This window comes from Acinetobacter sp. YH12108, assembly GCF_013419055.1.
Taxonomy (GTDB): Bacteria; Pseudomonadota; Gammaproteobacteria; order Pseudomonadales; family Moraxellaceae; genus Acinetobacter.
The window spans coordinates 1-12523 of record NZ_VPAW01000011.1 but is presented as its reverse complement, the minus strand read 5'-3'; the positions used below and the strand labels follow the sequence as shown (position 1 = coordinate 12523).

The window sequence follows — 12523 nt, the reverse complement described above, 5'->3', positions numbered from 1 at the left end:
AAACAAAATGAAATTTTAAGACTGCTTATGCGGTCTTTTTTTATGTCTATATAAAACAGTTGTTTATAAATTAATTACACATTTGTTTATTTAAAGTGTTGACTACAGTACACATCATGTTTACTATTGACCTCGTAAACAACAAAAAGCCCCAGCGTAGCCTACGACAACTACCTGGAGCGCGACCCACAACCCACTGTGAGTGATTTAATTATGAATAAAAAACCAATTCGCTTCAACCCAAACATTACAGGAGCTTTGTTCCTGGGTATTTTGGGAACTCTTTCTTTAGGTGCTATGGCATTTGATTCAAGCAAGCCTGTGAGCTTTCAAGCTGAATCTATCCAAGATCAGCCACAAATCAACATCGCTGCCCCATCGTATCAGGTGGAAAACGCAGTCTGCCACCAGTACTGCACAGCAAAAGTTAAAGCTGGTGAATACGACATCTACGTTGATTATCAGCTTGATGATGGCTCAGTCGAGTTTCTGGACATTCTGAACGTAGTGCATTTTGACAAGACGATTAATGCCTATGTTGATCGTTATGAGATTGAAAAGATTAATGCTGCGATTGCGAAGGGAGAAAAATAATGAGCCGTTTAACTAAACAATTACGTCAACAAATGTTGAAAACCGTTCTAAACCACGCATTCGCAGACAAACAGAAAGCAGCTCAAGCTGAAGTTGATGAGGCGGGTATGGCGGTTTATATGTCTGTTCATGAAGCTCACCTGCCTATCATGCAACAGCTACCAGATGGCTTCTGCTACAAATCCCATCGCTTCGATGTGAATATCGGCGGTCAGTCGCACAATATCTATCTTGATGGCGAAGCGCGTCTTATGGCGTACAGAAGCAATTACAACCGTTACCCAATTGAAGCAAATGATCCTGTTGGTATCGCATATCTACAAGCGCTTAAGAAACAGGAAGATGTGTCCAATGAGCGCAGCCAAATGCACCGCGAAATCAATGCTGTTCTTGAAAGTGTACACACATTCAAGAAGCTCTGGGAAGTGTGGCCAGAATGCAAATCCCTGCTTGAGAAGTTTGAGGATAAGCCAACGATGGCCATTCTCCCGGCTGTTCAAGTGCATCGCTTAAACGCTGCTTTAGGCCTTCCAGTTGATGAGGTGCAAGCATGAACACTTACGCTCAATTCTGTGGATGTGGTGCGGCAATGCGACCTATCCACCACATCGGCAACCAGTCTTTATTCCTGTGCCGTGATGGTCATAGCACCAAGGTAATTGACTGCAAGGTGAATGAAGAGTTCACCCGTGATTTGTACTTTTCAGACCTGCCAAGCTTTCAGGTGGATCTGGACATTTCGATTGAAAATAACGTGCTGACCTTTGGCCTATATCGCCAGATTGGTGAAAACCTGTGGGCAACGGCTGATTGTTCAATGCCTGTATTGCCACACACGATGACGCAAATGCGTAGCTCAAATGGTGACATGCGCTATGCAGAGCCGGTGGATATTGATTCTTGGCTGGTAGTGAAAGATACGCCTGTAACTTTGCTGGATGTTTGGAATTTTGAAGCTGAGGAAGGTCAGACATTTACGCTGAATGATGAGCAGATTCAAGAATTGAATCGAATTGTTGCTGAGTATGCAGAGCAGATGTTTGAACAGAAATTAGATGAGCAAGACACGCGGATTGCTGAAAGTATGGCGGGAGATTGGTAATGAATGCAGTAGCTCAAGTTGAAAGCCAGTTAGGCTTATCCCTTAAGGATTATGATGTTGATCAATCGATGTGGTCTGCCCTTACATCTTCAATCTTTCCAGGCGCAAAACCCGAATCAATCGTGATGGCGGTTGAATATTGCAAGGCTCGTAATCTGGACATTATGAAAAAGCCTTGTCACATCGTTCCGATGAATGTGAAGGATGCAAAAACAGGCCAATCACAATGGCGTGATGTGATTATGCCCTCTATCGCCGAGCATCGAATTACAGCCTCACGCTCAAATAGTTATGCTGGTATTGATGCACCTATTTTTGGCCCAATGGTTCAGATCCAGTTTGGAAATACAACACATACAGTCCCAGAGTTTTGCACTGTGACTGTATTTCGAATTATTCATGGTGAAAAGGTTGCCTTCTCACATACGGAATATTTCGAAGAAGCGTGCGCCACCGTTAAGGATGGTGGTCTGAATTCAATGTGGACTAAGCGTAAACGCGGACAGTTGGCAAAGTGTGCTGAAGCTGGTGCATTGCGTAAAGCCTTCCCTGAAGAAATTGGTGATGAGTACACTAAAGAGGAAATGGAAGGAAAAATTATCACAGTGGGTGGTGCTGAGGTTTTAGGTGAAGCCAGCAAGCTTCTTAGTAGCTCAACTCCAGAAGGCTATGCGGAATTTGAAGCGGAGCATCTTGAAGCTCTGAAAGTTGAAGCTCAATACGGTTTAGGGCGTTTACAGAGTGCTTATGAAGCATTGCCTAAAGGTGAGTGCAAAAAACTACTCTGGGCCACTCATTCAGTTACCTTAAAACAAGTTGCAGAACTAGCTGATCAAGCCCTATCACGCCAAGGAGATACTTATGACCATTCACCAGCGTAGTGAAGGTTGGCATGCAGATCGATGCGGCAAGATTACAGCAAGCCGAATCAAGGATATTGATGCCAAACCCATGAAAGGCAAAGCACACAATGCCTTAACCTTAACTATTCTGACTGAGCGCCTTACTGGCGTTCAGGAGGAAACTAAAACCACAAGCCTAATGCAATGGGGTATTGATCAAGAGCCTTATGCGATTGCTGCTTACGAAAATGAAACCGGTAATTTTGTAGTTGGAACAGGTCTGATTGATCACCCGGTTATCAAAATGAGTGGTGCTAGTCCTGATGGGTTGGTGGGTAAAGATGGGCAAATCGAGGCTAAATGTCCAAGCTCTCAAACTCACCTGAATACCATTTTGACTAAAGATGTGCCTGCTGAATATGTGCCACAGATCACTTGGCAATTGGCTTGTACTTGTCGCAAGTGGTGTGACTTTGTGAGCTATGACCCTCGCCTGCCTGAGCATTTGCAGTTAGTGGTTATCCGGGTATTTGCAAAGGATTTGGATATCGCCGGTATTGAGCAGTCAGTGATTAGATTTAATCAAAAAATTGACCAGATCATTTGCGAGCTGAATCCACAGGAGGTGGCAGCATGAAAATTAAAGAAGGTGGTGGGATGGATATTCATAAAGAATTACTTGCTTACGAGCAATCACTTCAAGATAACGGATTTTTTAAAGTTGAAAACATCGGTATGTGTACCGTCTTTGATCCAGAGCAGAATAAGTACCACCCTTCTGACTTGTGCGATCCAAAGGAATATAAATTTATTGACATGTTGAATGTCGGGTGGACTGCATGGCAAGCAGCCAAAGCCCGAGCGGTGCCGGAATGGATCAGCGTCAAGGATAACCTGCCACCTGAAAATATATTGGTGCTCGGTATGTCACAAACTCGCAGCAATATATTCAATATTTATAATGTGATGGCTTTAGATGAATTTGAAGAAGCTGAAGTAACGCATTGGATGCCGCTACCCGATGCACCACAGGAGCCAGCCAATGACTGATAAATGCGTAAATACAGGGAACTGGCTAAATATGTGCGATGCCTTAAGTGAAGTCACTCGCAATCAATATGGCGACATTCAGGGTCTGACCATGAGCAGACGTGATATTGATTCATGTCGACTTGAAATCGTAGCGGGTCGATTCAAAAAGAATCGCGTTGCTTTAAATTTTTGCCCTTTTTGCGGTGTTGATATTCGCACCGAACATAAGGAGCCAGCCAATGACTGAATACAAAATTACAAGTCTAAAGGAGTTGCTAAACATCCCTGTTGATCGAATTGATGATTGCCTGGATGAGTTAAAAGATGGCCTAAAGTTGATGCATGCTCAAATGGCGGCTTTTGAAATCCCTGTGGGTGATGCTGTATTTGATAGCTTCACCTGGAAAGATGATGGCGCGAAAGATATGACCAGCAATGCACATTTTTCTTGTGGTGGTGTTGTTCAAGTTAAGGTGGATCGAAATGACTGAAATTCAACAAACAAACATTGCTGTGGCCAACTTCATCATTGATCAGCTGTATAAAGAGAAGCCTTTTAATTTGGTTTTGGATGCAGGTCAGACCGGATCTTTATACAACATTGCGAGTGAGTCACATCACTTGCACAGTGATTTTGTTCGCAAGCTGGAAGCAACTTTAAGACAGCGTGTGAACAATGGTACTGGCGTGATTCTTGAGATTAATAGCAATGCTGACCTGTATTACCACATGCTGTCGTCATATATCGCGAAGTTTGATCAGTATGGCGTGGTGAAGAGTTTGGGAGAAGTGTCTTGAATCGAATTTCTTATGATGATTTTCTTGAGGCTGTTAATCCAGTTGAGCGCCCTATTCGTACCTTTCATTGTGGTTTTAGTTACTTGGAGCAATGGTTGGTTTTGGAGGCTGAAGCGGTTGAACATGGTGTTGATATAAACCCTGATTTCCAACGTGGCCATATTTGGACTGAAGCGCAGCAAGTGGCCTACATAGAAAATGTGTTACGCAGAATCGTAGATGAAAGTGGGTTAACAATTCGATTTAACTGCCCAACATGGCGTGAAACAAAGTTGCTTGGCGATCTTCCTGAGCAGGTTGTTTGTATTGATGGTCTTCAACGATTAACAGCGATTAGAAGATTTATCAATAAGGAGTTGCCAGTATTTGGTCTTGATTATGAAGTGCTGCCAATGCGAGTAATCCTGCGTGACCTGCAGCTTGTTATAAAGATGTATGACTTTCAGGATCGCAAAGATCTCCTGAAATTTTACTTAGATATTAATGGTGGTGGAACTCCACATTCTAAAGAGGAGTTGGATCGGGTTCGAGAGTTAATGATCAAAGCAGGTAAAAAATTGGAGGTGTCTTAATGGAAGTTGGCTCAAGCCGATGGATGCCTGAGATTTTCGCAATGTTTGAAGAGCTTAAATCTCAGAATCAATATCTGGTTGAGAAAGTCGAGCGCCTGGAAGAAATTGTAGACAAGAAGCCTTTAACACTAAACACCGCTGAAGCAGCAAAAGTTTTGGGATATTCAGCGGAATATGTGAGAAAGCTTGATCGTGATGGTAAAATGCCAAAACGTGTGTCAAAAGATGGACAGCGCTCTCGATGGAATCGATCAGATATTGAAAAAATGGCTAAATCTAAGAAAACCGGAAGACCGAGAAGCAACTCTTAAAACTAAGGGTTGCACCAAATCTGCACCAAAGAGTTATAAGTTATTGATTTTATAAAATGTATGGTGGGGATAGAGAGACTCGAACTCTCACGCCCAGAAGGCGCTGCGACCTGAACACAGTGCGTCTACCAATTCCGCCATATCCCCGTGGCTGTGTATATTATAGCGATCGCATCCGCTTGACAAGCGATTCTATGATCAACTCGGTGTTTTTATATCAAAAATTAATCAGTTAATTCTTTGATGATTAAATACTGGCTTATTTCTAAAGAAACCACTTAATTTCATTTCTCCAATTTAAAAAATCAAGTTATTTGAAAGAGTGCTGAATATTAATTTTAATAGTGTTTAGATCAGCCTAAATATCACATCCAGCCAATCGATTGGATATTTTAAAGGGCTTACCTCTTCTCATCTTCACTGATACTTAGTTTGAGTATTTAAAATCCACTCATCGAAAGTAAGCGAATAATGAAAATGAGATTAAAAGATGGCTCAGCCTTAAATTTCAGGCAAAAAAAAACAAGGCATCAACCTTGTCTCTTTTGATGGTGGGGACGGAGAGACTCGAACTCTCACACCTCGCGGCGCTGGAACCTAAATCCAGTGCGTCTACCAATTTCGCCACGTCCCCATCAGGGTACCAACTTAGTGTTGGACTTTTTTTCAAACTTTGGCAGAGGATCAAGGATTCGAACCTTGACGAACGGTTTTGGAGACCGTCATGCTACCATTACACCAATCCTCTACTCGGCCATTTTACTCAATCTCTTGAGTAAATTGGTGGGGACGGAGAGACTCGAACTCTCACACCTCGCGGCGCTGGAACCTAAATCCAGTGCGTCTACCAATTTCGCCACGTCCCCGATGGCTGTGTATACTATAGGGATCAATTTCACCTGACAAGCTCTTTTTAAGAAAAAACCACTCGTTTGATTAAATAAAAAACAATATACAATTTATTGTATTTTTCTCATGCAATTTCAGTAAGTAAGGCCTGTTTTACGGCTTTGAAATCAGACAATCTATCCTGTGAGTGCTTTCGAAGCATATTTTGTAACAGGCTTTGCAAAGCTTGGAATTGTGTAGGTAGCTCAGGTTTAAAACGCTGACAATGCAATAATGCCCAATCTTGATAATCCGCTGCTTCTAAGCGCTGCCCTGTGAGCCATTCATAAAAAATGATACCCAAAGCATAAACTTCACTCTGTAGCGACTTGGCTTGCCCTTGAAATAGTTCAGGTGCCATATAACGTGGTGTAGCGTTCATTGCTTGGTTTAAAGAATTGATTGGCTGAACTTGCTCAAAATCGATCAAACAGACCCATTTCTGATAAATAACAAAATGCTCTCGTTTGAGATCAGCATGCAGATACCCGAGTTCTTGTAAGCTTATCAACGGTTCTAATGCTCGTAGCATATGCTGACGAATTTCTTGAATCGAGAACAGCTTAGGACATATATCAAAATGTGCTGGCGCATTAGGTAAGATCAAAGCCTGATTGAAAAATTCATTCCTAATCTGAAATGGCTTTCGAATAATTTGATGCGGAAGCATGAAAGTCCGCCCTTCTTGCTCACCATAAGCTTCATAAAAGTCCAGCTCATGACTTAAGCCAGTTTGGGCATACCGAGAAATAGCCGTTGAATCCAGATTCTGGGTTTTCAACCACAATGCTGACCCGGTCTCAGGATTAACTTCTAGATAATAAAGACGATGACCAAAACCCAGACTTCGGGCTTTGGTCTTAAGCTGAAAATTAAGCTGATGCAGTTTGGCGGGGTTAAGTAACAATATATTCCTGCTTGGCATCTGGTGCATGCTGGTAATTTAGCAGTTCTAGACAATGCTGAATAGTTTTACCTACCCGCTCCTGAGTTTCGATCAGGGAGATTTTTGGCCAGGTCGCCCGCTCACCTTCACGCTGCAGTACCTTGAACAAATGCGGACGAGGATTTTGCAGCATATAGCTATAATGACGCAGGCTATATTTACCCACAATATTCACATCACCATAATAACGTTGATCCACCACGCCATAACCATGATCCAGCAAACGGCGGATTGGCGGCAAACTGCCCGCATGCTCACGGGCAAAATCCATGATTCCTTTGGTAAATACCACACTCTGACGGCGTACAATGCGTTTCGGCCAGCTTAAAGTTCCTTTACGGAAGCGTGAAATATCATTCTGCATAAAAGGCACAATGTGCGGATTGGCCTGACTGGCAATGGTGTAATTGATATTGTATAGCCGTGCCATTTTCTCCTGCGGGAAATCACTACGGACACTACCATCTACCCAGCGTGTTGCGCCCATATAAGGCGTATATTGACCATCATGACGTTTACTGGTGAGACGTACCGGCGGGAACAAAATCGGCACAGCACAAGATGCCAGCACCGCACTCCAGACCAGTACATCTGGAGATGTATAGGCATTCATGATCCGAGCATCCTGCGCGGCATCATAAGGAGCAACCGCAATATTGATATGCAGACCGGAAGTTTTTAATGCTTCTTCAAAGGTCATATCTCCCAAGTTTTCGATCAGGAATTTTTTCAGGTATTTGACATCCGCCAGACCACCATTGCCCTTCATTAATTCACTCATGGTACGGAAATGAAAGGCTTCATGGAAAAAGTTATGGCCTTTTAAAATATCTACATACTGCGCAGGTTTGGAAACGCCCAACATTGCGGTCATAATTGCACCAGCACTGGAACCCGACATCACTCGAGGTAACAAATCCTGTTCCATTAGCGCCTTACATACACCGGTATGAAATAAACCGAGTGTGGCACCGCCCGAGAACATTAAAGCGGGCTGACCATAAGCACGTTGGCAGTGTTCAAAATATTCAATTTTCTCTTCAAGAGTCAGACAGGTACATTGTGCAGAAGCAATATAAGTCAGGCCCAGACTGACTTCTTCTACATAATCCTCAATAATTTTTTTAGTGCCGACATAAGTGACGGTAAACAATAAAGGATGGGCAATATTGGCAATATCGTAACTCAGCCCTTCACGCAGGATATACATCAGGTCGCGAGTGCGTTTCTGCTGACGGTAACGTCTTAATTTCCCCAGTCGATGCGCAATCACTTCAGCATCAAAATACGGTGAACTATTATCCAGTTTCCATTCTTGTGCCCCAGATTCTTCATCGATCTTTAAGGCAATATATTTCCATTCTTCGTAAGTTTCAGCCTGCTGCAATTGCTGCTTCAGCTTTTTGATACGATAGGCCTGATGTGGATTGATATCCTGAGTAAAATCTTTAAACAGCATCTGCCCTCTTCCCTATATTGTAATTTTCAGACATCCTGCAACCATGTACAAAAAACAGACATCTATTTTCTTTGTACTACAATAACGAAAATTCACCACTTTAAGCAAATTATCACACTTTCCAGACTTTGACTGTGAATTTTACAGTGATAGTATTCTAGCCATAATTGTAAATGTACTGCTCAAATCATGGCGAAAATTGATTTACCTGACAATATCTTAAATGCTCTTTCTACTGTCCTTCTCCAGCTCCAGCAAAGTCTGCCTGAATTAAAACAAAGTCCTGATTTTTCTGCTTATGCCTATAAATGGCAGGCAGGAGAACTCAAACCCATTCACCAGCTCAAACAGATTGAACTGGCAGACTTAAAAGGTATTGAACGACAAAAAGAAAAAGTCATTCAGAATACTTTGCAGTTTCTAAAAGGATTGCCTGCCAATGATGTCTTACTGACTGGCTCTCGCGGTACAGGCAAGTCTTCGATTGTGCGTGCCTTGTTAACTGAATATGCAGATCAGGGTCTACGTCTGATCGAAATTGAACGCGATGATTTGTCAGATCTTCCACAAATTCAACAACTGATCGCCGGTCGTCCGGAAAAGTTTATTGTCTATTGTGATGACTTGGCCTTCAATGCGGAAGATGAAAACTATCGCAGTCTGAAAAGTGTGCTAGATGGTTCATTACAGTCCGGTTCCAGTAATTTTGTGATTTATGCGACCAGTAACCGTCGTCATTTATTGCCGGAGTTCATGCATGAAAATACCCCGGTAACCAAAGTGGATGTACCGCAATATACGGAATTACATCCACAGGAAGCCATTGAAGAGAAAATTTCCTTGTCGGATCGTTTTGGTTTATGGCTGTCGTTCTACCCAATGGATCAAAACCTATATCTGGAAATTGTCGAGCATTATCTGAAAAAGGCAGATATGCAACTGACAGCTGAAGCCCGTGCTGAAGCATTACGCTGGTGTCAGGCGCGTGGTCAACGCTCAGGTCGCGCAGCCTATCAGTTCTCTAAACACTGGATTGGTTCGCAGCAGTTGAATTCTCTGTAAATTCTTTCCCAAAATAAAAAAAGCTCCATGATGGAGCTTTTTTTATAAGGTTAGTTCTTATTTTTTATTGCCAATAATCGTAGACCACAGTAGGTCATCCAGCTCACTGCCATTGAAATAGACAGTTGCTTTTAAGGATTCAGGCTGATTCTGTTTGACCTCAATCACCTGATCATAACTATCAGTAATTTTAAGCACACCCTCTTTTGGCAGATGCTTATAATTATTCAACACCGTTTCGTCCATCTTGAACGGTGTAGTCGTATTAAAATCAAAACTATAACGGTAATCCGCCAGATTGGGTTGACCAATAATGCTGCCGCTGCTGGTTAAGGTACGAATACCATTACTGCCACTACCATAGTCATCTACAAGGCTATAGTTGTAATTACGCACCAGTAAGTATTCCTTGCTCAGCTCATCATACTCAGCGCCAGATTTACCCGCATTCTTGTCTTCCGCTACACGCTGAAATTCCAGACGGTCAATTTTATAGCTTTCCAATGCACCTAGATTGTTTTTGCTTTTGGTATGAACAATCGTACCTGAAATCAGATAGTCATCTTTTAGATTAAAATCAACATTGGAACCATAACGTACATTGCTAAAGGTCAAGGTCGTAGTATCACCATTGACTGTCTGGGTAATGGTTGAATCTTTGCGATAGGTTTTATCCAGAACAATACAGTTATTTTTATCTGTTTTTAATTTAAAGGTTTTCACCGCACCATTGGTATTCACCTCCGAACAGATCAGATTTGGATACTTGATGCTATTCACACCCAGATTATAAATCTTGATAATACGGCCCGTGCGTCCATAAGGATAATCCGCAAACACCTCACCAATCATATGGCCTAACGCAACGTTATAGTCTGTATCATTACTGGTGCTATTGTTAATTTTGTCGCGGATTTTATCGATGATATCGCGATCCTCAAAAGGAATAAATTCTTCTGAAAGTTCAGGAGAAATACTCTCCTCTGGAACATTTGGTGGTGTAGTCACTGTAGGGTTATCTGAACTACCTCCACTGCCACCACATGCTGTAAGCAAGCCTGAAACCAAAACCAGCCCAAAGAATGACATCTGCTTTTTCATAAAATTTTATTCCCTAGAATTTCTTTGCATTTTTATTCAATGAGAATGAAAGATGGGCGTATTAAAACTGCACAATACAAACCCACTACCTGTCGATGATATTTTTTCTGGACAGTATTTCTTACACTCTGATCGTGCTTTATCTTTTAATAAACTAAGGATTAACTCTGTAATTTTAATTTATATTTCATACAACAATGCTCATTAAAAAATAAGATGTTACTTCTAGAGCAAGGTCTTATTAGTTCTCATAACTAACTCTTAGAAACCAACCCAAATAACACATATTTTCTTTACAACAATACTTATAAAATTTGTAACCGTTAGGTTAAAAAGTCGAAAAGTTATCTTTTGAATAGCCGGGTTTAAAGAAGAACTTAGGTTGCTTCTAGACAATTAAAATTTGAATAAAACCTAAAAATAAGAATAAAAGGAAATTAATTACTTCTATTTATTGTAGAAAAAACTTGGCAGCTCATGGCTGAACATTCTCAGACACCTCCTTAAAAATATTAAAAATCAAAAATATTTAAATAGACTTTTTCCAGCGCTTGTACTCAAACATATTTTTGTCTGCTTGCCACTGTGCTTCAACCAGGCCAGTCGTTGGATGACGCATCGCCATACCAAATGCGGCTTCAATTTTTGCTTCTGCAAAGGCTTCAATTAAACGATCGAGCAAACGCTCAGCTCCCGCTTTATCATTTTCTATGCTCAGAATTACGAATTCATCACCACCGATACGCGCCACAATATCATTGCTACGTACATTTTCTTGAAGGACTTGTGCTGTATGCTGAATTAATTTATCACCTTCCTTGTGCCCCAGACTATCATTCGCTTTTTTCAGGTCATTCAAGTCTATAAATAAGATCGCAGCCGGATGACCGTACTGTTTACAACGTTCTTCTTCTGCCTGTAGCAGTTTCTCCCAGGCACGACGGTTATATAACCCAGTCAGTTCATCTTTACTGGCTTGTTGCTGTAGCAGTTCTTGCTGACGGATTTGCTCGTTCTGACGCAACTCAGCTTGTAAGATGGAGCTCAAAAGCTTGCTAAATAACTCGACCATCGCCAGATCCTGAATGATGGCATCTGACTTGGCTTCAGGATCAACCGCACATAATGTCCCAAATAGACTGCCATCTTCTTTAAAAAGTGGTTGACCAATATAGGATTTGATGCAGAAATGCTGGTTAATTGGCGCAGTCGCATATAAAGGAATTTCTTCAGAGCGGGGTGCGATTCTTGGTCCCTTGCCTGCGACCATATGGCAGCAGAAAGAATTGGCCCATTCAAATACCTGACCTGGCTGGACAGCATAGCCATGATCTTCGCTTTGCAGCACAATCCAGTCATTGTCTTCTACCCGGGTGATCATCCATAAATTAAAGCCAAAATGCTGATGCAGATATTTTAAAACTGCCTGTCCCGCATCCTGAAAACCTTTAAAACTGATATTATCCATCCGAAATAGTCTCTGCATCATTCCGCATATAATAGAGAGGGATTTCTATATTATTAAACTATTTTACGGTATCAATACGAAAACACTTACTGTGGCAGAGCCAAAATAATTAAATTATTAATATTATGTGTTGAATATTTCTGCTCCACAAAAGCAGTCCAATAAAAAAAGAGGCTTAACGCCATTGCTGTCCCACAATTTTTCACAAGAGGAAGCTCAAATGAGCTTCCTCTTGTTTTATGGGTATTTTATCGGGTGAAAATAAAGCTTTTAAAGTTCTTCTTTCAAACAAATTCACTTGAATTATTCTGAGTAAACGTTGAACTGTCCAACCTGTTTTTCCTAAAT

16 protein-coding genes, 4 tRNA genes and 1 pseudogene are annotated in these 12523 nt (G+C 41.6%); 12 read left to right on the top strand and 9 right to left on the bottom strand.

All coding sequences use genetic code 11. The features are described from left to right. Positions 1 to 297 precede the first annotated feature (297 nt). Genes FTU46_RS08690 through FTU46_RS08640 form a run of 11 tightly spaced genes read left to right on the top strand, consistent with a single transcriptional unit; the run spans position 298 to position 5251 of the window. Positions 298 to 594 (top strand): hypothetical protein, encoded by a 297-nt coding sequence (locus FTU46_RS08690; RefSeq protein WP_306670140.1) that lies wholly within the window; start codon positions 298 to 300, stop codon positions 592 to 594. Further along, positions 594 to 1148: an Nmad5 family putative nucleotide modification protein gene (locus FTU46_RS08685; protein WP_180104758.1), complete on the top strand. Its 555-nt coding sequence runs from the start codon at positions 594 to 596 to the stop codon at positions 1146 to 1148. Before FTU46_RS08690 ends, FTU46_RS08685 begins: the two co-directional genes overlap by 1 nt. Continuing rightward, a complete protein-coding gene (locus tag FTU46_RS08680; protein ID WP_180104757.1) occupies positions 1145 to 1696 on the top strand; it encodes a hypothetical protein in 552 nt (183 codons plus the stop codon). The genes FTU46_RS08685 and FTU46_RS08680 overlap by 4 nt, the downstream gene beginning before the upstream one ends. Further along, positions 1696 to 2577 carry a phage recombination protein Bet gene (bet, locus tag FTU46_RS08675; RefSeq protein ID WP_180104756.1) on the top strand — a complete coding sequence of 294 codons (882 nt, stop codon included), beginning with the start codon at positions 1696 to 1698 and terminating at the stop codon, positions 2575 to 2577. The genes FTU46_RS08680 and bet overlap by 1 nt, the downstream gene beginning before the upstream one ends. Further along, a complete protein-coding gene (locus FTU46_RS08670) occupies positions 2558 to 3175 on the top strand; it encodes a lambda exonuclease family protein (protein ID WP_180104755.1) in 618 nt (205 codons plus the stop codon). The genes bet and FTU46_RS08670 overlap by 20 nt, the downstream gene beginning before the upstream one ends. Further along, the gene (locus FTU46_RS08665) at positions 3172 to 3588 is read left to right on the top strand and encodes a DUF551 domain-containing protein (protein WP_180104754.1); all 417 of its coding nucleotides are present in this window, start codon (positions 3172 to 3174) and stop codon (positions 3586 to 3588) included. The genes FTU46_RS08670 and FTU46_RS08665 overlap by 4 nt, the downstream gene beginning before the upstream one ends. Next, positions 3581 to 3817, top strand: a complete 237-nt coding sequence (locus tag FTU46_RS08660; protein WP_180104753.1) for a hypothetical protein — start codon at positions 3581 to 3583, stop codon at positions 3815 to 3817. Before FTU46_RS08665 ends, FTU46_RS08660 begins: the two co-directional genes overlap by 8 nt. Then, positions 3810 to 4061 carry a hypothetical protein gene (locus FTU46_RS08655; protein ID WP_180104752.1) on the top strand — a complete coding sequence of 84 codons (252 nt, stop codon included), beginning with the start codon at positions 3810 to 3812 and terminating at the stop codon, positions 4059 to 4061. The genes FTU46_RS08660 and FTU46_RS08655 overlap by 8 nt, the downstream gene beginning before the upstream one ends. Continuing rightward, positions 4054 to 4368, top strand: coding sequence for a hypothetical protein (locus tag FTU46_RS08650; protein ID WP_180104751.1), 315 nt, complete (start codon positions 4054 to 4056; stop codon positions 4366 to 4368). Before FTU46_RS08655 ends, FTU46_RS08650 begins: the two co-directional genes overlap by 8 nt. Further along, on the top strand, positions 4365 to 4940 hold the full coding sequence (locus tag FTU46_RS08645; RefSeq protein ID WP_218951183.1) for a DUF262 domain-containing protein: 576 nt from the start codon (positions 4365 to 4367) through the stop codon (positions 4938 to 4940). The genes FTU46_RS08650 and FTU46_RS08645 overlap by 4 nt, the downstream gene beginning before the upstream one ends. Continuing rightward, complete coding sequence (locus tag FTU46_RS08640) at positions 4940 to 5251, top strand: AlpA family transcriptional regulator (protein ID WP_004782416.1); 312 nt, start codon at positions 4940 to 4942, stop codon at positions 5249 to 5251. Before FTU46_RS08645 ends, FTU46_RS08640 begins: the two co-directional genes overlap by 1 nt. A gap of 61 nt (positions 5252 to 5312) precedes the next feature. On the opposite strand, the gene FTU46_RS08635 is transcribed toward FTU46_RS08640, so the two are convergent. The 6 genes from FTU46_RS08635 to FTU46_RS08610 form a co-directional block, all read right to left on the bottom strand. Continuing rightward, a tRNA-Leu gene (locus FTU46_RS08635) sits at positions 5313 to 5398 on the bottom strand. 402 nt (positions 5399 to 5800) lie between these two features. Beyond that, positions 5801 to 5885: transfer RNA gene (locus FTU46_RS08630), tRNA-Leu, on the bottom strand. Positions 5886 to 5925: 40 nt separating this feature from the next. Beyond that, positions 5926 to 5999, bottom strand: a tRNA-Trp gene (locus FTU46_RS08625). Between the two features lie 33 nt (positions 6000 to 6032). Beyond that, a tRNA-Leu gene (locus FTU46_RS08620) sits at positions 6033 to 6117 on the bottom strand. A 107-nt stretch (positions 6118 to 6224) separates the two neighbouring features. Next, the gene (locus tag FTU46_RS08615) at positions 6225 to 7064 is read right to left on the bottom strand and encodes a protein kinase (protein WP_180104750.1); all 840 of its coding nucleotides are present in this window, start codon (positions 7062 to 7064) and stop codon (positions 6225 to 6227) included. Next, positions 7036 to 8544, bottom strand: a complete 1509-nt coding sequence (locus FTU46_RS08610; protein ID WP_180104749.1) for a DUF3336 domain-containing protein — start codon at positions 8542 to 8544, stop codon at positions 7036 to 7038. The genes FTU46_RS08615 and FTU46_RS08610 overlap by 29 nt, the downstream gene beginning before the upstream one ends. A 189-nt stretch (positions 8545 to 8733) precedes the next feature. Here FTU46_RS08610 and FTU46_RS08605 point away from each other — a divergent pair, with 189 nt between their 5' ends. Further along, on the top strand, positions 8734 to 9606 hold the full coding sequence (locus FTU46_RS08605) for an ATP-binding protein (RefSeq protein WP_004782422.1): 873 nt from the start codon (positions 8734 to 8736) through the stop codon (positions 9604 to 9606). A 57-nt stretch (positions 9607 to 9663) separates the two neighbouring features. On the opposite strand, the gene FTU46_RS08600 is transcribed toward FTU46_RS08605, so the two are convergent. From FTU46_RS08600 to FTU46_RS08590, 3 genes and pseudogenes are all read right to left on the bottom strand, one after another. Then, positions 9664 to 10707, bottom strand: a complete 1044-nt coding sequence (locus tag FTU46_RS08600) for a hypothetical protein (RefSeq protein ID WP_180104748.1) — start codon at positions 10705 to 10707, stop codon at positions 9664 to 9666. 529 nt (positions 10708 to 11236) lie between these two features. After that, on the bottom strand, positions 11237 to 12175 hold the full coding sequence (locus FTU46_RS08595; RefSeq protein ID WP_180104747.1) for a sensor domain-containing diguanylate cyclase: 939 nt from the start codon (positions 12173 to 12175) through the stop codon (positions 11237 to 11239). Positions 12176 to 12377: 202 nt separating this feature from the next. Further along, positions 12378 to 12523: pseudogene (locus FTU46_RS08590) on the bottom strand (IS4 family transposase); the annotation flags it as partial.